The following is a 24853-nucleotide window of genomic DNA, read 5'->3' as shown; positions in this document are numbered from 1 at the left end:
AACTCCATTCGCAGTGGTTGGCTGCTCACTCTTGAAGCATACCAAAGCAATACGTCAACTTAGGGCCGAAATCTTTACGAATGCGACGCAGGCGATTAACGCCACTCCTCCCCGCAACAAACGAAGAGAGAAGGCCAGCTTGTTGCGGGCAGGTCCGACTGCTGTCGACGGTGGCCCGCACCCTCAGCCTTTTGCGGCCTCTGTCTTCGGCTTCAGGAAGATGATCAGAAGCAGACCGGCGACGATGAGAGCCGCGCCCTCAAGGTGATAGCGCTGCAACTGCTCACCAAGGATTAGGTACGCGAGCACCGCGATGAAAATCGTCTGGATGTAGAGAAGCACGCCAGCCCGCGCCGCACCCAGGGCCTCGATGCTGCGATTGAAGAGATAATACATGATCGCCCCGCCGGGAATCGCGACGTAGGCGAGCGCAATGAGCCCGCTGGTATTGAGCGTCGAGCGTTCATCGGAAGCAAGCTCGTAAAGATAGAAGGGCAGTGCCGTCAGCACCGCAGCGCCGAGAAGCACCACAAGCAACGCGAGGCGGTTCACATCGAATTTCGCCCGGCGAAGCAGCACGGTATAGAGGCTGAAACAGAACGCGCCGGCGACGATCCACAGTTCGCCCGGATTGAGATCGAGACGCATCAGTGCGGCCGGGCTGCCTTTGATGATGATGACCACGATCCCGAAAAAGGCCAGGATCGATCCGATCACCTGCCAGCTTCCCATCGGTTCGGCAAGAAACAAACGGGCGAGGATCATGGTAATGATCGGGATCAACGCGATAATGATGCCTGCAGTCGTGGCGTCGGCATGCTCCAGGCCGACAAAAATCAAGCCTTGGCAGATCGCAAGTCCCATGCCACCGACGACAAGCAGTTCCAGGCCGCGGGCTCGGATAAGAGCGACCATGTCGCCGAAATGCCGGCGCACGATCGGCATCAAAATCGCCCAGGCAATCAACACCCGCCAAAAGCAGAGTGTCCAGGGCGGCATCTCAGTCGAGACCCATTTCGCGGCAATGTAGACGCCCGCCGATAGCAGCCAGCAGAGGATGCCCACGGAATAGGCGGTTGCAAGCGAACCGCCCGCCGCCTCTCCCGTTCCAACCGTGTCGCGATGGACCGTCACGCCATGTGTCGCCATGGGTCAAAGTTATGCCACAGTTCCCCGCCTGTGCACAGGCACCCGCCGTCATGATTGGTTCTGGCGCGTAGACGTTGCTTTGCGGCTCGCTCCAATCACCATTCCTCGAAAAATTTGAACGAAATGGGCGTGGATTGGTTGTTCCAAGGTCACCACCTCAACAATGGAGACACTTATGAGCAAGACAGACGTGAAAGAAATCCAAAAGCGCGCCGAGCGTCAGGTCGAAAACACCAGCGGTGGCGGCCATCTCGGCGGAACCTATTTTGGGCAACAACCTGACGGCAAGACTGCATCCGTTTCCAGCAAGGAAGGGCCGAAAGCAAGAGCCAACGATGGCTAAAAAGGAACCCCGCCAAGAGCGGGGTTCCTCCGTTCTGGCATGAAGCATCCACCTCGAGCCGATTTCCGCCAAGATTAGCGAACGGAAGATGCTTTCGCCTCGCACCTCGGTCGTGCGTCCCCAATCGCTATTCGAAGCGGAAAGCCAAACGGTGGTTGGTCAGCTTGGCAAGCTGCTGCAGCCGACCTTCAAGGCGCTCGCCGGCGAAGTCGTGATATTCCGCCGGAACCACGAACTCCAGGTCGAGATCCGGTTGGGACGACGTCTGGAAGGTCAGGTTTCGCACGATTCCCGGCATGGATGCCGAAAAGAGGTAGACCACCCGCAACAACCCCCCGAGCAGCTTAGCGCGCTCGATGAAGCGCGGCGTCGCGATCGCCGCAAGCGGGCCTGTGGCGCCATCATCGTACGGTCCTTCGAACCGGTAGTAATTCGTTAGCGCAATGAAGGCGCGGCCAGGATGACTGATGCCAACAAAGGACGAGTGCGCAATGATATTCAGCGCCTGTAGTCCACGGTAATCAGGGTGCGCGCGCCAACTGATGTCGGCAAGCAGGCAGGCTGCCTGACGATAACGCGCCTCCTCCTCCGTCTCAGTGATGCCGAAATAGGGCATCATGCGGCCGGTCCATTCCGCCAGCTCTCTGGCGTGCTCTGGCGAACGTGCACGCAGAATGGCGAGTTCGCCGGCCGCCGCCAGCAGCGGATCGGTGCGACGCTCACCGTCCGAGAGCAGTGAATAGAGATAGCCTTCGCGCACGCCCTGCCCCGAAAACGAGATAACAGAGGGCTTCATTGCGCTTAGAACTTCTTTCATGGCGACGGCGCCGAAGGGAAGCAACGCGCGGCGATGCTTCGAAACAGCCATCCACGCAGGATCCTTTGAATCCCGAGCAATTTCCACCTGATCGAGGAATTGCATCATTGCCTCGAGCGAAACCTCGTAGCCCTGCATCATGTGCAGCGGATACTGCGTCATCTCCATGTGCAGCTTGGCGATGTTTCGCCAAGTGCCGCCGACGGCGTAGAAGGTTCGCCCGGCGCCCTTCGCGAGCAGCTTGGAACTGGTTTTCACATGCTTGCGAGCAAAGGTTCGAGCCTTCTCCAGCGAGCCGCCTGCATATTCCGAGAGGCGAAGGCCACCGAGCGGCAAGGTTACCCCCTTGCCGATTTCCTTACCCTTGATGTCGATCAATTCGAGTGAGCCGCCACCAAGGTCGCCGGCAATGCCGTCAGGCTCATAAAAGCCGCTGACGATGCCGAGTGCGGAGAACTTCGCCTCCTCCTCGCCGGAGAGAACACGAACTCTGCGCTGAAGGATCGTTTCTGCCTGATGGATGAAGTCTGGACCGTTCGATGCTTCGCGCGCCGCCGCCGTTGCGAGCACATACATCGTGGAAGCGCGCGCCTGGTCGGACAAAGCCTTGAAACGATGTAGGGCGGCCAGAGCGCGCTCGACGCTCGCCTCATCCATCTTGCCGGTCAGCGCAATACCGCGGCCTAGGCCGCACAACACCTTCTCATTGAAAAGGATCGTCGGCGAGCGGGACATGCCTTCATAGATGACCACGCGGATCGAGTTCGACCCGATGTCGACGACGGAGACCGGGGCAATCCCTGGAAGGCGCCCCTGGGCTTCTGATTCAACCATGCAGGTCCAATTTTACTTGTTGTTTCGACCGGAAAGGAGCCCGGCAATCAGCTTGGGTGCACTGGACTTCAAAGCTTCACCACGGCCGGACAGGCTTGGGTTTGTCATGAAATACTGCTGCGCGTTGAACGGCTCTTCGCCCTTGCGCACTTCCATGCGCCGTGACGTTCCGTCGGGCAATATCTCGTAGCTTTGCTGATTGTCAATGATATTGCCCAGCATAATCTGTGAGAGAACCTGCTCGTGCACGGTCGGATTGGTCAGCGGCACGAGCGTTTCGACCCGGCGATCGAGGTTCCGCGGCATCATGTCGGCAGAGCCGATATAGACCAGGGCCTTGTCTGACGGCAGACCATGACCATTGCCGAAGCAGAATATACGGCTGTGCTCCAAAAAGCGGCCAACGATCGACTTCACCCGGATATTTTCAGAGAGGCCAGGCACTTGTGGGCGCAGGCAGCAGATGCCTCGGATCACAAGGTCGATCTCGACGCCGGCGCGGCTTGCTGTATAGAGAGCGTCGATGATCTCGGGGTCGACAAGCGAATTCATCTTCATCCAGATCGCCGCTGGCGCGCCGTTCTGGGCATGCTTGATCTCTTCCTCGATGTGGCGAACGATGCGCGAGCGCAGCGTATACGGAGACACCGCCAACTTCATGCTCTGTTCCGGCTCTCCGTAACCGGTGATGAAGTTGAAGATATTCGCCATGTCGTGGGCAATCACCGGGTTGCAGGTGAAGAACGACAGGTCGGTATAGATCTTTGCGGTGACCGGATGATAGTTGCCGGTGCCGAGATGGCAGTAGCTCCGCAGCTTGCCTTCTTCGCGGCGGACGACCAGCGACATCTTGGCGTGGGTCTTCAGTTCGATGAAGCCGAACACCACCTGCACACCGGCGCGCTCCAGGTCGCGCGCCCAGCGAATATTCGCCTCTTCGTCGAAGCGGGCCTTGAGTTCCACCAGAGCCGTAACCGATTTGCCTGACTCCGCTGCATCGATCAGCGCGCGGACGATCGGGCTGTCGTTCGAGGTGCGGTAGAGCGTCTGCTTTATCGCCAAAACGTCAGGATCACGCGCAGCCTGGAGCAGAAATTGGACCACCACGTCGAAAGACTCGTAGGGGTGGTGAACCACCATGTCCTTTTCGCGGATTGCTGCGAAGCAGTCGCCGGCGTGCTCTCGGACGCGTTCGGGAAATCGCGCATTGTAGGGCGGAAATCGCAGGTCTTCGCGCGGCGCCTTGGTGATCTCGGACAGCGTATTCAGCGCGAGAAGTCCCGGCAGAACCGCAACCCGGTTTTCCGGAACACTCAGCGCCTGAACCACAAACTGGCGCAGCGACGCCGGCATCTCTGAATCGGTCTCAATACGGATCACAGATCCGCGGCGGCGGCGCTTCAGCGCGGTTTCGAAGAAGCGCACCAAATCTTCGGCCTCTTCCTCAACTTCGATATCGCTGTCGCGGATGATCCGGAACGTACCCGAGCCCTGAACCTCATATCCGGGATAGAGACGGTGAATGAAGATGTTGGTGACGTCTTCAAGGGTGATGTAGCGGATCGTGTTGCGGTCATCCGGCAGTCGCACGAAGCGGTCGAGTGCCGGCGGCAGGCGCAGCAGCGCCGTCATCGGTTCACGACCGTTCTTGCTGATCAACTGCAGGCCAATCGAGAATCCGAGATTCGGGATGAAGGGGAATGGGTGAGCGGGGTCGATCGACAGCGGCGTCAGTACCGGGAAAATGGCCTGCTCGAACTCCATCGCGAGCCACGCGCGGTCAGTTTCACTAAGCGCTCCGGGGCGTACGATCAGGATATCTTCCTTGGCGAGATACTGCTGAAGCACGGCAAGCGATGCCTGTTGCTCCATCTGCAGATTGTCAATCTCCTGCAGGATAGCGTCGAGTTGCTCGGCCGGCGTTTTGCCATCCGGCGTACGCACGACGATATTCTGACGCACCTGACCTTCGAGACCGGCTACGCGGACCATGAAGAATTCGTCGAGGTTTGCCGCCGAGATCGACAGGAACCGCACGCGCTCAAGCAGCGGATGCTCGGTGTTCAGCGTTTCCTCGAGAACGCGGCGATTGAACTGCAACCAGGAGAATTCGCGGTTGATGAAGCGCTCGGAACTGGCGAGCAATTCCTCCAGTGAAGGCACGGCCTCGTTGGTTTCCGGAGTGGGTTCGTGATGCTCCGTGACTGCGCTATCCATGGTCTGATTGCCCCGTATTATTCGCCCAAGCGAATTATATCAGTTTCACGACAGAACTGTGACGGTCAATCCGCCGGCTCCGAATTACCCAATTCATTCAACACTTCAGCGGCAAGAGTTCGGGTAATCTTTGTGCCCCTAGAAAGGGCAAGCCGATCAAGCCTATCGACGATCGTCTGGGCCGCATTCAGGGATCGCTCCATCCTGACAACGATATAGAGGACCAGTTTGTCATCAATATAAAGCTGGCGGTCGGCAAACAGCTTTACAATGACCTGGGACAGCAGTTCCTCATCCGGTTCACCGATCTCGACGACCGTCGCGGCTTTCAAGCGCGAACGCAAATCCGGCAGTTCGACGGGCCACGACATCGGCCACAGGCGGCTCGTCATCAGCAGGCTGTGACCGTTTTCCCGCACGCTGTTGATGACGTGGAAGAGTTCGTTGTCATCGAAGCCAAGCCGATCGACGTCCTCGAACAGGACCGGCCCATTGGCCGCATCGACGGCTGCGTTGGCACCTGCCTTCGGATGAATCTCAAGAGCACCGCTGTGATCCTTCCAGATGTTCGCCAGATGCGACTTACCGGAACCGACCGGGCCCGCAAGGATGACGACGGGTGAAGGCCAGTTCGGCCAGGCATCGACGATCGACACGGCTGCCGCCAGCCGTTCCGAGATCAACAGATCATCACGCCCGGTTGCGGCATCGTGCGAAAAGGCCAAGGGAAGCTGCTCGACGGCATTGCGTCTTGGACCAGCATTTTTCACATCAGTCATTTGGGATCAGCTTTTGTCTTGCCGACATGGCCATCCTTCGACCCGCCAGCATAAAGATCGCTCTCAAGGTAGCGTGAAAGGGCAAAGCGGACAAGCACGCCGACGGCGGCTGCCGCCGGCACCGCAACCAGCAGTCCGACAAAGCCGAACAGCGCGCCGAAGGCAAAGAGCGCAAACATCAGCCACACCGGATGCAGGCCGACACTGTGTCCCACGAGTTTCGGCTGCAGGATGTTGCCTTCCATGAACTGACCGCTGAAGAAGACCGCAAGGACCGCGCCAACCCACAGATAGTCGGGCCAGAACTGGACTATGGCAACGCCGACGGCAAGAACAAGGCCGACCAACGAACCGACATAGGGAATGAAACTTATCATTCCTGCGAAGAGGCCGATCAACAGGCCGAAATTCAAACCTATCAGCGACAGGCCGACGGCGTACCAGATTCCCAGGATGAGGCAGAGCGACCCCTGGCCGCGAATGAACCCGGCAATCGCCTGGTCGATTTCCCGCGCGATCTGGTGGACGTTAGCGACATAGTCGCGTGGAATACACTGATCCACCTTGGCGATCATGCGATCCCAATCCAACAGCATATAGAATGCCACAACCGGCGTGACGATCATCAGCGAGATGACGTTGACGACGGCAAGGCCCGAGCTCCAGACCTGACCGAAAAGCCCCGTCAGCAGCCCGAATCCTTGTGACAGGATTTCGGAGAAGTTGTTCTTGATGGTACCGAGCTGGCTCCTCACCCAATCCGGCATGAGGGTATTCTGCGACTGGATGATGAATGTCTGCAGCTGATCGATGTAGCCCGGCAGGCGGCCGGCAAAATCGCTGAATTGGCTCGCCAAAACCGGTATCAGGATCATCAAGGCCAGCACGATGACGACGACGAAGGCGATCAAGATGACGATCGTCGCCATCAAGCGGCTAAGACCGAGGCGTTCGAGCCGATCGGCAACCGGGTCAAGGAAGTAGGCCAGTGCCATCCCCGCCAGGAACGGCAGGAGGATCGAGCTAAAGATGAAGAGAAAACCAATAAAGAAGGCGAGCACGATCAGCCAGAAGATGACCTGGCGCTTCAGACCTGCCCCGCTAACCTGCTGTGGCATCATATTCCCCGCTGATCGACGGTGTCGATTTCCGCATCGTCGCGATGCAACCTTTCGAGCACATAGGATGTGGCTGAGAGAATGGTCAACCCCGCCGCTAGAAATCCCGAGGGCCTGCGTCAAAAGAGCGGGAAATTGGGGCTTTTTCCATGCAATCCCTTGCATGTAGGCCCGTGTCATGCAATGGCGACCCGCATATCGAGGCGGTGACATTTCCCGCCCCCGCACAGCCATCGGAGAGCAGCATGAGCCAGTCTGGAAAAAACGGCCTGACCTATAGCGACGCAGGCGTCGACATCGATGCCGGAAACCTTCTGGTGGAGAAGATCAAGCCCGCTGTGCGCTCGACGCGTCGCCCGGGCGCCGACGGCGAGATCGGCGGCTTCGGCGGTTTGTTCGACCTCAAGGCTGCAGGCTTCACCGATCCGGTTCTCGTTGCCGCCAATGACGGCGTCGGCACCAAGCTGAAGATCGCCATCGACGCCGACTATCATGACACGGTTGGCATCGATCTCGTGGCCATGTGCGTCAACGATCTGGTCGTTCAGGGTGCGGAGCCGCTGTTCTTCCTCGACTACTTCGCCACCGGCAAGCTCGATCCCGACCAGGGAGCGGCGATCGTCGAGGGCATTGCTGCCGGGTGTCGCGATGCAGGCTGTGCACTGATCGGCGGCGAGACCGCCGAGATGCCGGGCATGTACTCCTCCGGCGACTACGACCTCGCCGGCTTTGCCGTCGGTGCAGCCGAGCGTGGCCAACTGCTGCCGTCGGGCGATATCGCCGAGGGCGACGTGATCCTCGGCCTCGCCTCCTCTGGCGTGCACTCCAACGGTTTTTCGCTGGTGCGCAAGATCGTCGGCATTTCCGGCCTTGCCTGGGACGCCCCAGCGCCGTTCGCGGAAGGCAAGAGCCTCGGCGAAGCGCTGCTGACGCCGACCCGCATCTATGTAAAGCCGCTGCTGAAGGCGATCCGCGAAACCAAGGCCATTAAGGCACTGGCGCACATCACCGGCGGCGGCTTCCCGGAGAATATTCCGCGCGTTCTGCCGAAGCACCTCGCAGCCGAAATCGATCTTGCGGCGGTCAAGGTTCCCTCGGTCTTCTCGTGGCTTTCCAAGACGGGCGGCGTTGAAGCCAACGAAATGCTGCGCACCTTCAACTGCGGCATCGGCATGATCGCGGTCGTTTCGGCTGAGAACGTCGCAACCGTCACTGCGGCTCTCGAAGCTGAAGGCGAGACGGTCGTGACGCTCGGCCGGATGATCGCCCGCGCCGAGGGTGCAGGCGGCACACTCTACAAGGGTACGCTCGCCATATGACGTCGCCGCGCAAACGCGTCGTCGTCTTCATCTCCGGCGGCGGTTCCAACATGATGGCGCTGGTCGCAGCAGCCAAGGCTGGCGACTTTCCGGCGGAAATCGTCGGCGTGATCTCCGACAAGGCAGACGCCGGCGGGCTTGCTAAAGCGGCAGCTCAGGGCATCCCGACCTTTGCCTTCGTGCGCAAGGACTTTGCGAGCAAGGAAGCGCACGAGGAGGCAATCTTTGCCGCGCTCGATCAGCTTTCGCCCGACATTCTTTGCCTTGCAGGCTATATGCGCCTGCTGAGCGGCACCTTCATCCAGCGCTACGAGGGCCGGATGATCAACATCCACCCTTCCCTGCTGCCGCTCTTTCCAGGCCTGCACACCCATCAACGCGCGATCGACGCCGGGATGCGGATCGCCGGCTGCACGGTGCACTTCGTCACCGAAGGCATGGATGAGGGACCGGTCATCGGCCAGGCGGCCGTTCCTGTTCTCTCCAGCGACACTGCCGACTGCCTCGCGGCACGCGTGCTCACAGTCGAGCATCAGCTTTACCCGCAAGCGCTGCGGCTCTTTGCCCAGGGCAAGGTCAAAATGGAGGGCGGCAAGGCCGTCAGCACCGACGCCGCAGCAGCACCGGCGGAACGCAGCAGCGTCATCTCGCTGATCGGCGAAGGCGCCTGAAGCACGGCGCGATCCTTCGGATTGCCGCCCTGTTCTAATTCTTTGTTTCTACGCATATCCATGTCCCGAAAGGCTTCACTTTCGGGACATATTCCGTTTCCTCAGGCGGCAAGCGCCCGAGGCTGATGCAGCGTGCCGTCGCTGTAGACGAACAGGCCCTTGCGGAAGGTGGCGCGGATGCGGTGCACGTCGCCGGCCTCGATGACAACCAGATCGGCCTGCTGACCGACGGCAATTTCACCGCGATCAAGAAGACCGGCCGAGCGCGCCGCATTGCGGGTGGCCATCGCGACAGCGTAAGGCAAGCTCGTGCGGTCGGCGATCTTGAAGATGCCGGGCACAAAAGCGGCGGGATGATAATCGGCAGCAATGACGGTCAGGAGGCCGGCTGCAGCGGCATCCAATGCGCTGAGATTGCCGGACATCGACTGGCCGCGCAGCGCGTTCGGAGCGCCCATCAGCGTCCAGAGACCGCGACGCCGTGCTTCTTCCGCTGCCGGGAGAGTCACCGGAAATTCGCTGATCGTGACACCGAGATCGTGCATCTGCGCGACCTTCTCTGCGCTGTCGTCATCGTGGGAGGCGAGCGACAGCTTGTGCTTCAGAGCGAGATCGACGACCTGCTTCAGCTTGATCTCGATATCAGGATTGTTGCGCATCTCGATACGTTTGGCGACCATCTCGGCGGCCATCTCCTCGGAAATAGCGCGACGCTCGGCTATGCTCAGGATGTAGCTCTCGATGTTGTTGTACTGTCCCTGCCCCGGTGTGTGATCGGTCAGCGAGACCATGTCGACATGGCCGGCATCGAGCAGCTTTTCCAGCGTCGGTGCGGCGCCGAGATTGGTGATCTCGTAGCGTGCATGGACGCGGTGATCGATGAGCAGGTTGTTCTTCAGCCGGCTGATGCTTTCGATCACCGCAGACGTCGTTTCGAGCGAGCGGACGTGGCCGTAGACGCTTTCCGTCGCAAAGGAGACCGCAGCGAATGCGGTCGTGACGCCTGCGGCCGCGAGCTTCTTGTCCAGTTCGTGGATGCTGAAATCAATTGGCATCGGCGCGTTCGGACGCGGCGCGATCTCGCGCTCCACCATGTCGCCGTGAAGGTCGACAAAGCCCGGCATCAGCAGGCGCCCACCACCATCGATCGCGGCGTCGGCGACCGGTTCGGGACGGATTTCTGCGATGACGCCATCCTCGACGCGTACCGAGCCGTGGCTCACGATCTCATCTGGAAGGACAAGAGTAAAATTGCTGAGCCACATCGGTTTTTCTCCAGGCAGGTATTTATGACAAGGCGGAGCGCTTAGCGCTGATTCATGACATCGGTGTGAATGATGGGCCTCGCAAATTGGCCCATACCCTAGCGCAGCGCGCTGCGGTTCATTGCCGCCCATTGCAGGAGCGTGATCGTCTTCAGGTCGATGATCTCGCCGTGCTCGATCATGGCCACCGCCTTGTCGAGCGACACCTCCATAACCTCGATGTCCTCATGTTCGTGAGCGAGGCCGCCGCCATCGGAGACACGGTCGGTTGTGTCGATCGAGGCGGCGAAGAAGTGCAGCAGCTCCATACTCGAGCCCGGCGAACTGTAGGCCTTGAAGAGGAAGCGGACGTCGCGCACGCGAAAGCCGGTTTCCTCCTCGGCTTCGCGGCGGATGGCAGCCTCGGGCGCATCGCCGTCAAGCAACCCTGCCGGTGCCTCGATGATCCAGGCCGGCTCGCCATGTAGGAAGACCGGCAGCCGGAACTGCCGCACGAGGACGACGGTGTCTCGCCTGGGATCGTAGAGCAGGATCGTCGCGGCCGGCGTGCGGTGATAGACCTCACGCTGCAGCCGATGCGTCTCGCCATCGGAATCCGTATAGTCGATCTGGAAGCCGCTCAGGCGCGTCCAGCCGTTCGAGAGCGTCTTTTCATCGACGATCTCGGCTTTTGCCTTTTCAAATTTCGTCATGCGACATCCTTGTGCAGCCAGACCTTGTTGTCGTGAACCGCCGCGCCGCCATAGGGCGCAACCGGATCGGCGCCGGTCAGCACGTTGATCCCCTCACCGTCAACATGCGCCTTGTTCGGCCACAGGCCCTCGGCGATCAACACGCCCGGCTTGACCTCCTCGGTGACGCGCACATGGATCCTAAGGTCGCCGCGGTTGTTTCCGATCCGCACGAGGTCGCCATGGTCGATGCCACCGGCAAGGGCGTCGGCCGGGTTCATCATCAGCTCCGGCCGCCCTTCCTTCTGACGCGAGGTCTTCGTTTCCGCGAAGCTCGAATTCAGGAAATTGCGCGCCGGCGACGTCGCCAGACGGAACGGATGCTCGGCATCGGCAAGCTCGATGACATCGACCTGATCCGGAAACGCCGGCAGTTGCTCGTGCGGGCCGAGAGCACCGACAGCCGCCGGCGGCTTATTCGGCGCCGGGCCATCCACCCAGTCCGGGCGGAAATGGAACTTGCCGTCCGGATGCGCGAAACCCTTGAGGAAATGCGCATCCTCGAAATCCGGCTGCCGGTCGAACCATTTGTGTTCGAGGAAATGATCGTATCCCGGCAGATTGCTATCCTGGAGGACGCGATCAATCATTTCGCGGGCCGTGAAGCCGAAGCCGGGACGATCGGCAATACCTAGGCGCTTGGCCAGCTCCTCGATCACGAACAGGTTTGTCCGCACCGTTTCCGGCGGCTCGACCAGCTTGGGGCCGAGCAGAATGTGGTTCTGGCCGCCGGCGCGATAGATGTCGTCATGCTCGACGAACATTGTCGCCGGGATGACAATATCGGCCATCTCGGCTGTATCGGTCATGAACTGCTCGTGCACGGCGACAAAGAGGTCATCACGGGCAAAGCCACGCTTCACCAGCCTCTGTTCGGGGGCGATGTTCACCGGATTGGTGTTCTGAATCAGCATGGCCGTCACAGGACCGCGATGGCGCAACGCCGCCGCATCGCCGGTCAGCGCGCGGCCGATCTGCGACTGGTCGATCATGCGGATATCCGCATCCTTCATCGACTTGCCGGTCAGCTCGGCATTGTTCATGCGGAAGATGTCGCTGTTGGAGTGAAAGGCGCCGCCGCCTTCATACTGCCAGGAACCGAGCACCGTCGCGATCGAGGCCGCCGCATGCATGGCGACCGCGCCGTTGCGCTGGCGGGTAAAGCCGTAGCCGAGGCGGAAGTAGCTCTTCTTCGTCGTACCGACGAGGCGTGCAAGGGCTTCGATCTCATCGACGGCAAGGCCGGTTATAGCAGCCGCCCATTCGGGCGTCTTCGCCCTCAGATGCGCTTCAAGTCCGGCGGGATCGTCGGCATACTTTGCCATGTATTCACGATCGGCATATCCATCGCGGAAGGCAATGTGCATGACGGCGCAGGCGAGCGCAGCGTCGGTGCCCGGCTTGACGATCAACGCCATGTCGGCCTGCTTCATCGTCGGATTGTCGTAGATGTCGACGACGACGATCTTCGCGCCGCGCTCCTTGCGCGACTTGATCGCGTGGGTCATCACGTTGACCTGCGTCGACACTGCATTCGTGCCCCAGATCACCACGCAATCGGTGCGGCCCATCTCGTGCGGGTCAGGCCCGCGCAGTGTGCCGGTCGCCATGGTGAAGCCTGTCCAGGCCGGATTGGTGCAAATCGACGAGAAGAAGCCGGAATAGCGCTTGGCGTGGCGCAGGCGCTCGATCGAGTCGCGCTGAACCCAGCCCATGGTGCCGGCGTAGAAATAGGGCCAGATCGCTTCGCTGCCGTCCTTCGCTTCCGCCTTGACGAAGGCTTCGGCGATTTCATCGAGTGCGGCATCCCAGGAAATCTGCTGCCACTGCCCTGCCCCCTTGGCGCCGGTTCGGCGCAGCGGGTGCATCAGCCGGTCCGGATGGTAGAGCCGCTCGGCGTAGCGTGCGACCTTCGCGCAAATGACGCCCGAGGTGTAGCTGTGATCGTTTGCGCCGCGGACACGGCCGATCCGACCGTCGTCGCCGATCTCCACCTCCAGCGCGCAAGTGGACGGACAGTCGTGCGGACAGGCGGTATGACCGAGTCTGACATTCGACTTGGCGGATTTGGCGGGAATGGGGGTCGCAATGTTCATGGCTTTTCTATATTCGAACCGGAAACCAGCCAAAAGTCACAAATGACGTCGATCAGGCGAATTCATCACGGGCATCAGCGAAAATGAACTACCGCCACATCTACCACGCGGGCAATTTTGCCGATGTGCTTAAGCACGCCGTTCTGGCGCGGCTGATTCGCTACATGCAAAAGAAGGATGCGGGCTTTCGCGTGCTCGACACGCATGGCGGCATTGGGCTCTATGACCTCTCCTCCGAGGAAGCGCAGAAGACCGGCGAATGGAGCGAGGGCATCGGCAAGCTTCTGGACGCGGAACTTGCCCCGCAGGTCGCCGAGCTGCTGGAGCCTTATCTTACCGCCGTGCGTGAACTTAACCCGGAGGGCGGCATCCGCTTCTATCCCGGCTCCCCTAAGCTCGCCCGCATGCTTTTTCGACCGCAGGACAGGCTCTCCGCGATGGAACTGCATCCGGAGGATTTCGCGCGGCTGCATCGGCTGTTCGAGGGCGATCATCATGTGCGGATCACCGAACTCAACGGTTGGCTTTCGCTCGGCGCGCACCTGCCGCCGAAGGAGAAGCGCGGCATCGTCCTGGTCGATCCGCCGTTTGAAGAGGATGGCGAGTACGAGCGCCTGGTCGACGGTTTAGCGAAAGCGTATCGCCGCTTCCCCGGCGGTACCTACTGCCTGTGGTATCCCCTGAAGAAGGGCGCACCAATCAAGGAATTCCATGAGGCGCTACAGGACCTCGAGATTGCAAAAATGCTCTGCGCGGAACTCAGCGTGCGCAGCGACCGGGGGATCACCGGCTTGACCGGCTCAGGCCTTGTTATCGTCAACCCGCCATTCACGCTGAAGGACGAGTTGCACGCCTTGCTGCCAGCGCTCAAGGATCACCTGGCGCAGGATCGCTACGCCTCGCATCGCGCATTTTGGCTGCGCGGCGAAGACAAGACGGCAAAGGACGGTTGACCGACTCTTGCCGGCGCGAAATAGTTGCGCCGCAACATGACCATAGGGAAGAGCGACCATGAAGATCCTTTGCGCACCGACGTCTCCCTATTCCAGCAAAGTACGCATGGCCGCGCGCCATCTGGAACTCGATGTGATCGAGATTCGCGTGGATACGAACGCCGGGCCTGCCGTTCTCGTCGATAACAATCCGCTTGGCAAAATCCCGACATTGTTGACCGACGACGGGCTGTCGATCTTCGACAGCGTCGCCATCATGCACTATTTCGACCGCTTGAAGGGCAAGAAGCTTTACCCATCCAAGAGGGGCAAGCGGACAGAGGTCGAAATTCTCGAATCCCTGTGTGACGGCATCTGCGATTGCCTGCTCGCCATCGTCTACGAGCGGCGCTTCCGCGACGAGGAAAAGGTGCACCAACCCTGGATCGATCGACAGTGGAAGAAGGCTGTCTCCGGCCTGAACCATCTCAGCGTCCACCTGCCGAAAATAGGCAAGCGGCTGCACGGCGGGCACTTCGCGCTAGCAGCGACCTTGGGCTACCTGGACCTCCGTTTTCCGGGCCAGTGGGAGACGGACCACTCCGAACTCATCGGTTGGCGCCGGGAGTTTGAAAAGAAGTTTCCTGCCTACAGCCAACTGAAACCTCAGACCTGAGGCGTCCTCTTGTCGGTCTTCACGAAATCGATGAAGGCCCGCAGCGCCGTCGGGAGTTGCCGACGGCTCGGATAGTAGAGGAAGAAGCCCGGATAGAACGGACACCAGTCCTCCAGCACGCGGGTCAGCCTGCCCTCGCCAATTGCCGTCTGAACCTGCTCCTCGAAGAGATATCCGAGACCGCAGCCGTGCATCACGGCATCCCGAATAATGTCCTGATCGCCCAGCGTCAACGAACCGCCGACTTCTATCTCCAGTTCGATGCCGCCGCGCTCGAACTCCCATCGATAGAGGGCACCGCCAGAAAAACGATAGCGCACGCATTCGTGGTCGCGCAGATCGTGCGGCGTCACCGGCCTGACCCTGCCTTCGAAATAAGTCGGCGCGGCGACGACCGCGAAGCGATGACGCGGGCCAATCGGCACCGCGATCATGTCCGCCGCAATACTTTCGCCAAACCGCACGCCGGCATCGAAGCCGGATGACACCATATCAACCAGTCCGTCATCGATAACGATCTCGACCTCGACGGAAGGATAAGCCTTCAAGAAACGGGCGACTATTGGCAGAAGCACGAGTTTCGTGGAGACGCGCGCCGCATTGATGCGGAGCTTCCCGTGCGGTTGGCCGCGAAAGCTATTGAGGTCGTCGAGGGCGGCATCGATGTCGAGGAAGGCCGGCCGGATGCGATCGAACAGTCGCTCACCGGCCTCAGTCAGGGCCACGCCGCGCGTTGTCCGGTTGACCAGACGCACCTCAAGTCGCTCTTCGATCGCCCGCAGCGCATGGCTCAAGGCGGAGGCTGTGACACCCAACTCGACCGATGCCTTCCGGAAGCTTCGGTGGTTGGCGATCGCCAGGAAGATCGCGAGATCGGTGGAGCGCACACGTTTCATTGATGAATTTTTCTCAGCAAGTTATGAAATACAACGTAAATTCTCTCACCTATGTCGATACGCTACCTTCACTCCGTAAGCAAATTGCAGCGCAACGGACAAAGGAGATCGTCATGCGTGTTTGGTTCATCACAGGGGCATCGCGTGGTTTCGGCGCCCTCATCGCCCAAGAGGCTCTCAATGCCGGCGACGCCGTCGTCGCAACGGCGCGTAACCCGAACGGCCTTGAGGCGAAATTCGGCAACCATCCGAATCTGCTCGCCGTGTCGCTCGACGTGACCGACGAAGCCTCGGCTCACAGGGCGGCGGAAGCAGCGGTCAAGCGCTTCGGCCAGATCGACGTGCTGCTCAACAATGCCGGTTTCGGACTGCTCGGCGCCGTAGAGGAAGCAACCACCGAAGAGATCGAAAAGCTCTACGCAACAAACGTCTTCGGTCTATTGAAGGTTACTCGTGCGGTCCTGCCGCATATGCGTCGCCAACGCTCGGGGCACGTGCTGAATATCTCGTCCATCGGCGGCTACGAGTCGCACGCCGGCTGGGGCATCTATTGCTCCACCAAGTTCGCGGTCGAAGGCATCACCGAGGCGCTCGCTGCAGAAGTGGCACCGCTCGGCATCAAGGCGACGGTCGTCGAGCCCGGCTTCTTCCGCACCGACTTCCTGGACGAGAGCTCACTCGCCGTCAGCCCGAGCGCGATTGCCGACTACCAGGAGACGCCTGTCGGCGCGATGCGCGAATTTGCTGCCGGCCATAACCACCAGCAGCCCGGCGACCCCGCTCGGCTTGCCAAGGCGATGGTCACCCTGGCGCATTCGGACAATCCTCCACTGCGCATGCCCTTCGGCAGCGACACCGTGGCGGTTATCGAAGCGAAGAATGCCCACGTCGCCAAGGAACTCGCTGCATGGCGCGAGCTTGCGGTCTCGACCGACTTCCCCAAGTAAGGCCTCTACACGGCCTGTCGCAGAAACAAAAAAGCCGGGCTGAAGCCCGGCTTTTCCGTGTTAGCTGTTCGGCTTAGAACTTGACGCCGATACCGACCTTGACGCTGTGCTCGTCGTAGCCACGCGAAATGTTCGCGCCGCCGACGTGGAAGTCGCTGTCAGCGTAGTTGGTGTAGCGGTACTCGACACGGGCCGTGATGTTGTTGGTCACGAAGGTTTCGGCACCCGCACCAACCGTGTAGCCGAACGAGCTGTCGGTGTCAGAACCGGCTCCGTTGCTGAACTTGTTCTTGGTGGCGGCAAGACCGGCAGTACCGTACAGCAGGAACGGGTTCAGATCGTAACCGATGCGACCGCGGATCGAGCCGTTGACTTCGTTCTTGCCTTCGCCGCCGCCAGCAGCACCGTCAGCGCCGGAATAGCCGATGTCGGCTTCCGCACCGTAAACGATCTGGCCAGCCTGCCAGTTGTAACCGGAATAGATCTGACCGCCGAGAGCACGAGCGTTGTACTTGTCGCCAAAACCGCCCAGGTTGTAGGTGCCGGCACCGCCGAGATAAAAGCCCTGCCAGCTCGCCGCGGGAGCCGGTTCATTCTGTGCAACCGGAGCTTCCGGGATCTGATCGACGGCATCGGCTGCATAAGCGGCGGAAAACCCACCAAGGGCAACGGTCGAAACCAACAGACTAGCAATAAACGTACGCATACTCTTCTCCTTTCAGCCCGCGTCCTTCGTCAACTGTCCTACAGCGAAGCATTCGCGGGTTATTACAAATGTCCCTTGCGGTTCGGAAGGGAAATTGATGCCCAATTGAGGATTTGAAAGAGCCGAATTGTGATTTGATTGCGGCACGCGGGTGGCTAAAATTCGATGTTGCTTTGCCGCAACAGAATATTTGTTAACCATAATGAATGGTTAAATCATGAATACTTATTTTAAGGAATTATATTCTTCAATAATACACATAGTAATTCCGACGGCATCGCAATGAAAACGGCTATTTATCTCACCTTCTCCCACGCCTATATAAGCAGCGAACAGAGTTTCGCGGCGAAAAGGCATGATTTTGAACGGGAAAAGACTTCGCACAGCACTCGTGACCGGGGCGGCCAAAAGAATAGGCAGGGCAATCGTCGAGGATTTGGCTGCGGATGGCTTCGCAGTCGCAATTCATGCCAGCCGTTCGATTGAGGAGGCCGAGAATTTCGCGGCGGAATTGCGGCAAAGAGGCGCCAAGGCAGTTGCCGTTCGGGCTGACCTCCAGAAAATCGATGAGACCAGCGACCTGGTAAAAGTAGCGTCGGACGCGATCGGGCCGCTCGATCTACTTGTCAACAACGCCTCGGTTTTCCACGAGGATTCCGTCCGCCACATCAATGCCGAGGCATGGGACGAACATTTCGCCGTCCATGTCCGCGCCCCCTCGATTCTGTCGGCCGGCTTCGCCGCGCAACTGCCGGACGGGAGGGATGGCCTAGTCGTCAACATCATCGACCAGCGTGTCTGGGCGCTGCGCCCGAGCTTCTATTCCTATACGCTGTCGAAGTCCGCCTTGTGGACCGCGACGCAGACCATGGCTCAGGCGCTCGCGCCGCGCATCCGCGTCAACGCCATCGGCCCCGGACCCTCGATGCCGAGCGAGCGACAGTCGCAAGAAGACTTCCAAGCACAGGTCTCAGCGCTTATCCTCAAGCGAGGGCCGCAGCTTGAGGAATTCGGCAAAACGATTCGTTTCCTCTACGAAACGCCCTCGATCACCGGCCAGATGATTGCCCTCGACGGCGGCCAGCACCTCGCTTGGCAGACGCCTGACGTGGCGGAGATTACGGAATGAATTCAAGAAAGCTGCCGGATGGCGGCGTTCTTTATGACGAGACGGATGCAGACGACGATATCGAAGTGGAGAGCGACGCCTCCACGGCGGCGCCGGCGGCTGCAATCCATTGGAACGAAGGCGGGACCAACGAGACCGGCCTTGTTGGCGCGGATCTTATCGCGGAGTTCGTCAAGCGACTGCCGAACAGCCCCGGCGTCTACCGTATGTTCAACGAAGCCGGCGACGTGCTCTACGTCGGCAAGGCACGCAGCCTGAAGAAGCGTGTCAGCAACTATGCGCTTGGCCGGGTGCACTCCAACCGTATCGCACAAATGGTGCGGCTGACAGCGAACATGGAGTTCGTGACGACCCGCACGGAAACCGAAGCGCTGCTGCTGGAAGCGAATCTCATCAAGCGCTTGCGCCCGCGCTTTAATGTGCTGCTGCGAGACGACAAGTCGTTTCCCTACATCCTGATAAGTGGCGACCACCGCGCGCCCGCGATCCTCAAGCATCGCGGCGCCCGCGCCCGCAAGGGCGACTATTTCGGCCCGTTCGCCTCAGCCGGTGCCGTCGGCCGGACGATCAACTCGCTGCAGCGCGCCTTCCTCATCCGCACCTGTACGGACAGCGTATTCGAGACGCGCACCCGTCCGTGTCTGCTCTACCAGATCAAGCGCTGTTCCGGACCCTGCACGCATGAGATCAGCGACGCGGGCTATGCCGAGCTCGTCCAGGAGGCGAAGGACTTCCTTTCCGGCAAGAGCCAGAAGGTCAAGGAGCATATCGCCGAGGCGATGAACCTCGCCGCAGCGGATCTCGACTTCGAGCGCGCTGCGGTCTATCGTGATCGTCTTGCCTCGCTCTCGCATGTGTCCAGCCACCAGGGCATCAACCCGGCGGGCGTGGAAGAGGCCGATGTCTTCGCAATCCACCACGAAGGCGGCATTTCCTGCATTCAGGTGTTTTTCTTCCGCACCGGACAGAACTGGGGCAACCGCGCCTATTTCCCGAAGGCCGACCCGCAGCTCTCGGCTGCCGAGGTGTTGAACGCCTTCCTTGCGCAGTTTTACGACGACAAGCCGGTGCCGAAGCAGATCCTGCTGTCGGAGACGGTGGAGGAGCTCGAACTGCTTGCTGCCGCACTCGGCGAGAAGGCCGGACACAAAGTCTCGATCCTTGTGCCGCAGCGCGGCGAGAAGCGGGATCTGGTCGAGCATGTGATTGCCAATGCGCGCGAGGCGCATGGCCGGAAGCTTGCGGAAACGGCATCGCAGTCGCGGCTGCTCGAAGGTTTCAAGGAGACCTTCAAGCTTGGCTATGTGCCGCAACGCGTGGAGATCTACGACAACTCGCACATCATGGGCACGAACGCGGTCGGCGGCATGGTGGTCGCAGGGCCGGAAGGCTTCGTGAAGAGCCAGTACCGGAAGTTCAACATCAAATCGACCGACATCACGCCGGGCGACGACTTCGGCATGATGCGCGAGGTGATGACACGGCGCTTCTCCCGCCTGCTCAAGGAAGAAGGTCTGCCCGACCGCAGCCAACCGGCATCGCCTACGGATGCGGCCGACATGCCCTTCCCCGCATGGCCCGATGTGATCCTGATCGACGGCGGCCAGGGACAGATGACAGCCGTGCGTGGCATTCTCGAGGAATTGGGAATCACTGATAGCGTCATTGCCATTGGGGTTGCCAAGGGCGTCGACCGCGACGCCGGGCGCGAGCGCTTCTTCCCGCAAGGACGCGAGAGCTTCACCCTGCCGCCGCGGGATCCGGTCCTCTACTTTATCCAGCGCATGCGCGACGAGGCCCACCGCTTCGCCATCGGCTCGCATCGCGCCCGGCGCAAAAAGGAGATGGTAAAGAACCCACTCGACGAGATCGGCGGCATCGGGCCATCGCGCAAGCGCGCCCTGCTGCAGCATTTCGGAACCGCTAAGGCGGTTTCCCGCGCCGCGCTCTCCGACCTGATGGCGGTCGAAGGAATTTCGGAGACTGTCGCCAAGCAGGTTTACAATCATTTTCACGACGATGCCGCGAAATAGGTGGCGTCAGTCGCAAATTCCACGCAAAGGCAGCGGAAAAATAGAAAGAATGTTGACGCTTTACGGTCAAAGCCGTCATCTACGGGCACATCACTTCAGAGACATGTTTCATGGCATCGCGCGCATATAATATTCCGAACCTGCTGACATACGGCCGCATTCTGGCAGTGCCGCTGATCGTGCTGTGCTTTTTCCTCGAAGGAAAGCTGGCGATCAGCAACACGGCACGATGGGTGGCGCTGTGGATCTTCATCATCGCGTCGCTGACCGACTTTCTCGACGGCTACCTCGCCCGCATCTGGAACCAGACGTCAAACATCGGCCGGATGCTCGACCCGATCGCCGACAAGCTGCTGGTCGCGTCCATTCTGCTGTTGGTCGCCGCCGACCAGACGATTGCCGGCTGGTCGATCTGGGCGGCGATCACCATTCTTTGCCGCGAGATTCTGGTCTCCGGTTTGCGCGAATATCTGGCCGCCTTGAAGGTCAGCGTACCAGTCACCCGCATTGCCAAGTGGAAAACGACCGTACAGCTCGTCGCGATTGCGTTCCTGCTCGCCGGTCCCGCTGGCGACGAGATCTTCCCTTACACGACGAAGACAGGCATCGCACTTCTCTGGATCGCAGCACTGCTGACGATCTACACCGGCTATGACTATTTCCGTGCCGGCCTCAAGCACATCGTGGATGACGAAGAATGACAAAGCTCGTCTATTTCGCCTGGGTACGCGAACGGATCGGCAAGGCCGAAGAGGAAATGGTCCTGCCGTCTTCCGTCGTTACCGTTTCCGATCTTCTGAATCATTTGAAGACGATGGGCGAAGAATATGAGACCGCGCTTCAGTTTCCCGACGTGATCCGGGTCGCAATCGACCAGGAGCACGTCGAGCACGACGAGCCGATCGGAAATCCCAGGGAGATCGGCATTTTCCCGCCGATGACCGGAGGCTGACGTGACCAGCAAGGTCGAGCCGGATATTCGCGTCCAGCGCGAGGATTTCGACCTTCAAGCGGAAGTCGATCGGCTTGGCAGGCGAAACGGCGGCATCGGCGCGATCGTCACATTCTCGGGCTTGTGCCGTGATGAAGGCGGTAGGCTCGCGGCGCTGGAACTCGAGCATTATCCCGGTATGGCCGAGGCGGAAATGAGCCGGATTGGCGGCCTTGCGATTGAACGCTTCGGGCTTATGGGCCTGACGGCCATCCATCGCTACGGCAAGATCGCCGCGCGCGAGAATATCGTGCTTGTCATCGCCGCGGCGCCCCATCGCCAAGCCGCATTCGATGGCGCGAACTTCGTGATGGACTATCTGAAGACGGCCGCTCCCTTCTGGAAGAAGGAGCACGGCAAGGATGGCTCCGCCGGCGCATGGGTCACGACCAAGGACGCGGATGACGCGGCCCGCGACAAGTGGAAATAGTCAGGGTATTACCCTCTCCCTCCTGCTGAGGACCAACAGGAGCACGAGCAGCGAAAACACCACGAGGTCACGCCAGAGATAGGGGCCATAGGCGCTCCACATCGTTTCCGCTACACCGAGACCGGCTGCACCCGCGGCGGACTTCAAAGGGTCCGAATAACCTCCGACCGCGGCGACCATCAAAACCTTGAGGCCGAACATCAGCCCGGCGCCGAAATCCATCGTGCCATAGTAGAAGGTGGCGAGGATACCGCATACCGTAGCGATCAGGCCTGCCGCCGCATAAGCGACGAGGAAGACGCGGTCGGCGCTGGTCCCGCACAGTTCTGCCGCAAGAGGGTCGTCGGTCACGGCGCGCCAGAGGCGCCCCCACGACGTGCCTCTCATGACGGCAACGCCGACCGCGACCATGGCGCACATCAATCCGGTATTGATCAGCTGTATCTCGGTCAGCGTTACCTTGAACGCCCCGTCACTCCAGAAGACGACAACGCTGTTCAGGAATGGTGAAAGCCATATGCTCTTGGTGTCGGATGCGAACCTCGCCGTTTCCATCAACACGATGGTAATGCCGAGGGCAGCGACGATCACCGTGTTCGATGACTGACGCACTAGGGGCAGCATGATGGAGCGCCCAATCCAGATTGCCGCCAGCATAGAATAGACCGTTGAGAACAAGGCGCCCAGCACCAGTGCAGCCGGGAGGATCAGAAACAGCCTGTTGTAGCCGATGTCGGTGAAAAGCAGCAGAATCTGGCCGGAAAACGCGAAGATCGCCCCATAGGTAATATCGGCACGCTTGGTGACCCCGAACGCAACGGCGTAGCCAAAGGCAAGCGCAGCATAGAGCGCAGCCAGCGGTACCGCGTTCGCCAATTGCTGCAGCAGATAGGCCATGAAAAACTCCTGATTGTCAAAATCATAACTAGCAAAACATATTTTACCAGTTATATTTTCATTATGAGCTTTACTTGGACTCCACACCGCTTTTCCGGAGGCGCATTGGCGCTGGACGTCGCCAACAGCGTTGTGCTTCGGCATGACGAGACGCGACGGATCGACCGTTTCGAAGCGTCAGCCCAACTGGAAGCCTTCCCGCAGGCTGCGGCCGAGTTCTGTGCGGAGCGGGCGCTCTTCGGTGAGATGGTTGGTCCGGCACCACAGAACAGGCGAAACTTCCTGGCGTTGCGCGAGGCGACGGACAGCTATTTCCGGGCCCGTGTTTCAGGCGAAGGCGATGACCGACTGCTTGCTGATCTTCTGGAGGCGCTGGCGCGCACGTTGCGTGGCGCCAGCGAAGCAAACGGCCTCGACGCGGCAACCGCGCATTCGGTGTTGCGGCTGATCGCCATGCCGGATCCAGAGCGCATGAAGATCTGCCGTAATTGCGGCTGGCTCTTCATCGACCGCAGCAAGAACAGGAGCCGCGCCTGGTGCGACATGGCCGTGTGCGGCAATCGTGCCAAGGCGAGCCGCCACTATCGCCGGAGGAAAGAGGAGGAAGCGCCATGAAAGCGCTATCGATGGCTGTTTTCGTTGCAGCCGCCGTGCTGACGGGATGCCAGCGAGAGACCGACAAGCTGGTCGAGATCAGCGGTCGCGTCTTCGTTTTCAATTATCGGATCGCGGTTGCGACCTATGTCGTGACCTTGAACAAGAAGGCCCCTATTCCGGAAGGCACGGTCGCCATCGCGGAATTCGAAAACCCGGAGGGTGGCGACGTGCTGGTCACCAACGAAAAGGTTTATCCGTTCTGGGACAAGATCACGCTGCAAAGCCCCGCGCTTCATTGCGTCAAGAAGGATAAGCCTTACGCCGTGAACGTTCGCCTGGTCGATGCCAAGGGAGAGACGTTGCAGAGCCTGAAGACCGAGGTGATCTCCAGCCTCGACCAGTCGGTCATGCCCGGCAAGCCGCTCGTTATCGGGCCGCTCTACACGAAGAACCCGGAGGTCTTCAAACCGGATGGTACCGTGGACTACGACACCGCCGCCACCTGCCCTTCAACGTAAAAAAGCCGGAGCAGAGCCCCGGCTTTTAGAGTCAATTCAATGGCTTCAGCGGCGTCGCTGAGAGCCTGAATCAGCCGACGATTTCGGTGTCGGAGAACCAGTACTTGATTTCCTGTGCAGCGGTTTCCGGAGCGTCCGAGCCGTGAACCGAGTTCTCGCCGATCGACAGGGCGTGAACCTTGCGGATCGTGCCTTCGTCAGCGTTTGCCGGATTGGTGGCACCCATGATTTCGCGGTTCTTGAGGATGGCGCCTTCGCCTTCCAGAACCTGAACGATGGTCGGGCCAGAGGTCATGCCTTCAACCAGTTCGCCGAAGAAGGGGCGTTCCTTGTGAACGGCGTAGAAGCCTTCGGCTTCGCGCTTGCTCATCCAGACGCGCTTGGAGGCGACGACGCGCAGGCCGGCATCTTCGAGCATCTTGGTGATAGCGCCCGTCAGGTTGCGCTTCGTTGCGTCTGGCTTGATCATCGAGAAAGTGCGTTCAATCGCCATGGGTCAAATTCCTTTATTCCGTGGGAAAAGTGGGCGGTGTTTACCCGCCTGATAGCTTGAAAACAAGTGGGCATGGGCAATTTCACGCGGCTGTCATGTAACGACTGCCGCTCGTCGAGCGAAAGCCACTGCCCCAACCACGCGATAACGCTTCCGCTTCGATCAACATCCAACGTCCGCCAAGACAGTAAATGTCACTTGGATACGCTCCATTAACCGCGTTTCACTGTTCAGCGGCGCAATTCAACTACAAACGACCGAATTTAAGC

The 24853-nt window shown here is 60.0% G+C and carries 25 protein-coding genes; 13 read left to right on the top strand and 12 right to left on the bottom strand.

The features are described 5' to 3' along the window. Positions 1–183: 183 nt before the first annotated feature. Complete coding sequence (locus RGCCGE502_RS07030) at positions 184–1149, bottom strand: DMT family transporter (protein ID WP_016553480.1); 966 nt, start codon at positions 1147–1149, stop codon at positions 184–186. A gap of 175 nt (positions 1150–1324) precedes the next feature. Between RGCCGE502_RS07030 and RGCCGE502_RS37155 the strand changes: the two genes are divergently transcribed. Continuing rightward, entirely contained in the window at positions 1325–1492 is a 168-nt protein-coding gene (locus tag RGCCGE502_RS37155) for a hypothetical protein (protein WP_016553479.1), read from the top strand. A gap of 127 nt (positions 1493–1619) precedes the next feature. On the opposite strand, the gene ppx is transcribed toward RGCCGE502_RS37155, so the two are convergent. From ppx to RGCCGE502_RS07010, 4 genes are all read right to left on the bottom strand, one after another. Then, positions 1620–3143: an exopolyphosphatase gene (gene ppx / locus RGCCGE502_RS07025; protein ID WP_016553478.1), complete on the bottom strand. Its 1524-nt coding sequence runs from the start codon at positions 3141–3143 to the stop codon at positions 1620–1622. A 12-nt stretch (positions 3144–3155) separates the two neighbouring features. After that, positions 3156–5360: an RNA degradosome polyphosphate kinase gene (locus RGCCGE502_RS07020; RefSeq protein WP_016553477.1), complete on the bottom strand. Its 2205-nt coding sequence runs from the start codon at positions 5358–5360 to the stop codon at positions 3156–3158. A gap of 65 nt (positions 5361–5425) precedes the next feature. Continuing rightward, entirely contained in the window at positions 5426–6139 is a 714-nt protein-coding gene (gene hdaA, locus RGCCGE502_RS07015; RefSeq protein ID WP_016553476.1) for a DnaA regulatory inactivator HdaA, read from the bottom strand. Continuing rightward, on the bottom strand, positions 6136–7257 hold the full coding sequence (locus RGCCGE502_RS07010; RefSeq protein WP_016553475.1) for an AI-2E family transporter: 1122 nt from the start codon (positions 7255–7257) through the stop codon (positions 6136–6138). Before RGCCGE502_RS07010 ends, hdaA begins: the two co-directional genes overlap by 4 nt. 245 nt (positions 7258–7502) lie before the next feature. Here RGCCGE502_RS07010 and purM point away from each other — a divergent pair, with 245 nt between their 5' ends. After that, complete coding sequence (purM, locus tag RGCCGE502_RS07005) at positions 7503–8576, top strand: phosphoribosylformylglycinamidine cyclo-ligase (RefSeq protein WP_016553474.1); 1074 nt, start codon at positions 7503–7505, stop codon at positions 8574–8576. Beyond that, a complete protein-coding gene (purN, locus tag RGCCGE502_RS07000) occupies positions 8573–9247 on the top strand; it encodes a phosphoribosylglycinamide formyltransferase (protein WP_016553473.1) in 675 nt (224 codons plus the stop codon). The genes purM and purN overlap by 4 nt, the downstream gene beginning before the upstream one ends. A gap of 101 nt (positions 9248–9348) precedes the next feature. Here the strand turns inward: purN and RGCCGE502_RS06995 are convergent, their stop codons facing one another. The 3 genes from RGCCGE502_RS06995 to RGCCGE502_RS06985 form a co-directional block, all read right to left on the bottom strand. Continuing rightward, complete coding sequence (locus RGCCGE502_RS06995; protein ID WP_016553472.1) at positions 9349–10512, bottom strand: alpha-D-ribose 1-methylphosphonate 5-triphosphate diphosphatase; 1164 nt, start codon at positions 10510–10512, stop codon at positions 9349–9351. Positions 10513–10610: 98 nt separating this feature from the next. Further along, positions 10611–11204 carry an NUDIX domain-containing protein gene (locus tag RGCCGE502_RS06990; RefSeq protein ID WP_016553471.1) on the bottom strand — a complete coding sequence of 198 codons (594 nt, stop codon included), beginning with the start codon at positions 11202–11204 and terminating at the stop codon, positions 10611–10613. Further along, the gene (locus tag RGCCGE502_RS06985; RefSeq protein ID WP_016553470.1) at positions 11201–13339 is read right to left on the bottom strand and encodes a molybdopterin oxidoreductase family protein; all 2139 of its coding nucleotides are present in this window, start codon (positions 13337–13339) and stop codon (positions 11201–11203) included. The genes RGCCGE502_RS06990 and RGCCGE502_RS06985 overlap by 4 nt, the downstream gene beginning before the upstream one ends. 83 nt (positions 13340–13422) lie before the next feature. Between RGCCGE502_RS06985 and RGCCGE502_RS06980 the strand changes: the two genes are divergently transcribed. Both RGCCGE502_RS06980 and RGCCGE502_RS06975 read left to right on the top strand, forming a co-directional pair. After that, positions 13423–14292 carry a 23S rRNA (adenine(2030)-N(6))-methyltransferase RlmJ gene (locus RGCCGE502_RS06980; RefSeq protein ID WP_016553469.1) on the top strand — a complete coding sequence of 290 codons (870 nt, stop codon included), beginning with the start codon at positions 13423–13425 and terminating at the stop codon, positions 14290–14292. A 58-nt stretch (positions 14293–14350) separates the two neighbouring features. Then, complete coding sequence (locus tag RGCCGE502_RS06975) at positions 14351–14947, top strand: glutathione S-transferase (protein WP_016553468.1); 597 nt, start codon at positions 14351–14353, stop codon at positions 14945–14947. On the opposite strand, the gene RGCCGE502_RS06970 is transcribed toward RGCCGE502_RS06975, so the two are convergent. Beyond that, positions 14938–15843 (bottom strand): LysR family transcriptional regulator, encoded by a 906-nt coding sequence (locus RGCCGE502_RS06970; protein ID WP_016553467.1) that lies wholly within the window; start codon positions 15841–15843, stop codon positions 14938–14940. The genes RGCCGE502_RS06975 and RGCCGE502_RS06970 overlap by 10 nt on opposite strands. 113 nt (positions 15844–15956) lie before the next feature. Between RGCCGE502_RS06970 and RGCCGE502_RS06965 the strand changes: the two genes are divergently transcribed. After that, positions 15957–16790, top strand: coding sequence for an oxidoreductase (locus RGCCGE502_RS06965; RefSeq protein ID WP_016553466.1), 834 nt, complete (start codon positions 15957–15959; stop codon positions 16788–16790). 73 nt (positions 16791–16863) lie between these two features. On the opposite strand, the gene RGCCGE502_RS06960 is transcribed toward RGCCGE502_RS06965, so the two are convergent. Then, positions 16864–17496, bottom strand: a complete 633-nt coding sequence (locus RGCCGE502_RS06960) for an outer membrane protein (RefSeq protein ID WP_016553465.1) — start codon at positions 17494–17496, stop codon at positions 16864–16866. Positions 17497–17857: 361 nt separating this feature from the next. On the opposite strand from RGCCGE502_RS06960, the gene RGCCGE502_RS06955 reads away from it, so the two are divergent. From RGCCGE502_RS06955 to RGCCGE502_RS06935, 5 genes are all read left to right on the top strand, one after another. Beyond that, on the top strand, positions 17858–18625 hold the full coding sequence (locus RGCCGE502_RS06955) for an SDR family oxidoreductase (RefSeq protein ID WP_016553464.1): 768 nt from the start codon (positions 17858–17860) through the stop codon (positions 18623–18625). Then, the gene (uvrC, locus tag RGCCGE502_RS06950) at positions 18622–20658 is read left to right on the top strand and encodes an excinuclease ABC subunit UvrC (RefSeq protein ID WP_016553463.1); all 2037 of its coding nucleotides are present in this window, start codon (positions 18622–18624) and stop codon (positions 20656–20658) included. The genes RGCCGE502_RS06955 and uvrC overlap by 4 nt, the downstream gene beginning before the upstream one ends. A gap of 110 nt (positions 20659–20768) precedes the next feature. Continuing rightward, entirely contained in the window at positions 20769–21359 is a 591-nt protein-coding gene (gene pgsA, locus RGCCGE502_RS06945) for a CDP-diacylglycerol--glycerol-3-phosphate 3-phosphatidyltransferase (protein ID WP_016553462.1), read from the top strand. Continuing rightward, entirely contained in the window at positions 21356–21610 is a 255-nt protein-coding gene (gene moaD, locus RGCCGE502_RS06940) for a molybdopterin converting factor subunit 1 (RefSeq protein WP_016553461.1), read from the top strand. The genes pgsA and moaD overlap by 4 nt, the downstream gene beginning before the upstream one ends. A gap of 1 nt (position 21611) precedes the next feature. After that, the gene (locus RGCCGE502_RS06935; RefSeq protein ID WP_016553460.1) at positions 21612–22079 is read left to right on the top strand and encodes a molybdenum cofactor biosynthesis protein MoaE; all 468 of its coding nucleotides are present in this window, start codon (positions 21612–21614) and stop codon (positions 22077–22079) included. On the opposite strand, the gene RGCCGE502_RS06930 is transcribed toward RGCCGE502_RS06935, so the two are convergent. Next, positions 22080–22976: a branched-chain amino acid ABC transporter permease gene (locus tag RGCCGE502_RS06930; protein ID WP_016553459.1), complete on the bottom strand. Its 897-nt coding sequence runs from the start codon at positions 22974–22976 to the stop codon at positions 22080–22082. A gap of 63 nt (positions 22977–23039) precedes the next feature. On the opposite strand from RGCCGE502_RS06930, the gene RGCCGE502_RS06925 reads away from it, so the two are divergent. Both RGCCGE502_RS06925 and RGCCGE502_RS06920 read left to right on the top strand, forming a co-directional pair. Then, the gene (locus RGCCGE502_RS06925) at positions 23040–23591 is read left to right on the top strand and encodes a CGNR zinc finger domain-containing protein (protein ID WP_016553458.1); all 552 of its coding nucleotides are present in this window, start codon (positions 23040–23042) and stop codon (positions 23589–23591) included. Next, complete coding sequence (locus tag RGCCGE502_RS06920; RefSeq protein ID WP_016553457.1) at positions 23588–24091, top strand: histidine phosphatase family protein; 504 nt, start codon at positions 23588–23590, stop codon at positions 24089–24091. The genes RGCCGE502_RS06925 and RGCCGE502_RS06920 overlap by 4 nt, the downstream gene beginning before the upstream one ends. A gap of 70 nt (positions 24092–24161) precedes the next feature. On the opposite strand, the gene ndk is transcribed toward RGCCGE502_RS06920, so the two are convergent. After that, a complete protein-coding gene (gene ndk, locus RGCCGE502_RS06915; RefSeq protein ID WP_016553456.1) occupies positions 24162–24584 on the bottom strand; it encodes a nucleoside-diphosphate kinase in 423 nt (140 codons plus the stop codon). Positions 24585–24853 lie beyond the last annotated feature (269 nt).

The sequence above is a fragment of the Rhizobium grahamii CCGE 502 genome (assembly GCF_000298315.2).
GTDB classification, from domain to species: Bacteria; Pseudomonadota; Alphaproteobacteria; order Rhizobiales; family Rhizobiaceae; genus Rhizobium; species Rhizobium grahamii.
This window is presented reverse-complemented; position numbering and strand designations above follow the sequence as displayed.

Bases quoted from the DNA above. Each gene is read 5' to 3' on its own strand.
- RGCCGE502_RS06920 (WP_016553457.1), top strand. From the start codon at position 23,588: ATGAAAGCGCTATCGATGGCTGTTTTCGTTGCAGCCGCCGTGCTGACG.
- RGCCGE502_RS06985 (WP_016553470.1), bottom strand. From the start codon at position 13,339: ATGAACATTGCGACCCCCATTCCCGCCAAATCCGCCAAGTCGAATGTC.
- pgsA (WP_016553462.1), top strand. From the start codon at position 20,769: ATGGCATCGCGCGCATATAATATTCCGAACCTGCTGACATACGGCCGC.
- ppx (WP_016553478.1), bottom strand. From the start codon at position 3,143: ATGGTTGAATCAGAAGCCCAGGGGCGCCTTCCAGGGATTGCCCCGGTC.
- purM (WP_016553474.1), top strand. From the start codon at position 7,503: ATGAGCCAGTCTGGAAAAAACGGCCTGACCTATAGCGACGCAGGCGTC.
- RGCCGE502_RS06965 (WP_016553466.1), top strand. From the start codon at position 15,957: ATGCGTGTTTGGTTCATCACAGGGGCATCGCGTGGTTTCGGCGCCCTC.
- purN (WP_016553473.1), top strand. From the start codon at position 8,573: ATGACGTCGCCGCGCAAACGCGTCGTCGTCTTCATCTCCGGCGGCGGT.
- RGCCGE502_RS06925 (WP_016553458.1), top strand. From the start codon at position 23,040: ATGAGCTTTACTTGGACTCCACACCGCTTTTCCGGAGGCGCATTGGCG.
- RGCCGE502_RS07030 (WP_016553480.1), bottom strand. From the start codon at position 1,149: ATGGCGACACATGGCGTGACGGTCCATCGCGACACGGTTGGAACGGGA.
- RGCCGE502_RS06995 (WP_016553472.1), bottom strand. From the start codon at position 10,512: ATGTGGCTCAGCAATTTTACTCTTGTCCTTCCAGATGAGATCGTGAGC.
- uvrC (WP_016553463.1), top strand. From the start codon at position 18,622: ATGAATTCAAGAAAGCTGCCGGATGGCGGCGTTCTTTATGACGAGACG.
- RGCCGE502_RS06990 (WP_016553471.1), bottom strand. From the start codon at position 11,204: ATGACGAAATTTGAAAAGGCAAAAGCCGAGATCGTCGATGAAAAGACG.
- RGCCGE502_RS07010 (WP_016553475.1), bottom strand. From the start codon at position 7,257: ATGCCACAGCAGGTTAGCGGGGCAGGTCTGAAGCGCCAGGTCATCTTC.
- RGCCGE502_RS06960 (WP_016553465.1), bottom strand. From the start codon at position 17,496: ATGCGTACGTTTATTGCTAGTCTGTTGGTTTCGACCGTTGCCCTTGGT.
- RGCCGE502_RS06930 (WP_016553459.1), bottom strand. From the start codon at position 22,976: ATGGCCTATCTGCTGCAGCAATTGGCGAACGCGGTACCGCTGGCTGCG.
- RGCCGE502_RS06970 (WP_016553467.1), bottom strand. From the start codon at position 15,843: ATGAAACGTGTGCGCTCCACCGATCTCGCGATCTTCCTGGCGATCGCC.
- RGCCGE502_RS06975 (WP_016553468.1), top strand. From the start codon at position 14,351: ATGAAGATCCTTTGCGCACCGACGTCTCCCTATTCCAGCAAAGTACGC.
- hdaA (WP_016553476.1), bottom strand. From the start codon at position 6,139: ATGACTGATGTGAAAAATGCTGGTCCAAGACGCAATGCCGTCGAGCAG.
- ndk (WP_016553456.1), bottom strand. From the start codon at position 24,584: ATGGCGATTGAACGCACTTTCTCGATGATCAAGCCAGACGCAACGAAG.
- RGCCGE502_RS07020 (WP_016553477.1), bottom strand. From the start codon at position 5,360: ATGGATAGCGCAGTCACGGAGCATCACGAACCCACTCCGGAAACCAAC.
- RGCCGE502_RS37155 (WP_016553479.1), top strand. From the start codon at position 1,325: ATGAGCAAGACAGACGTGAAAGAAATCCAAAAGCGCGCCGAGCGTCAG.
- moaD (WP_016553461.1), top strand. From the start codon at position 21,356: ATGACAAAGCTCGTCTATTTCGCCTGGGTACGCGAACGGATCGGCAAG.
- RGCCGE502_RS06980 (WP_016553469.1), top strand. From the start codon at position 13,423: ATGAACTACCGCCACATCTACCACGCGGGCAATTTTGCCGATGTGCTT.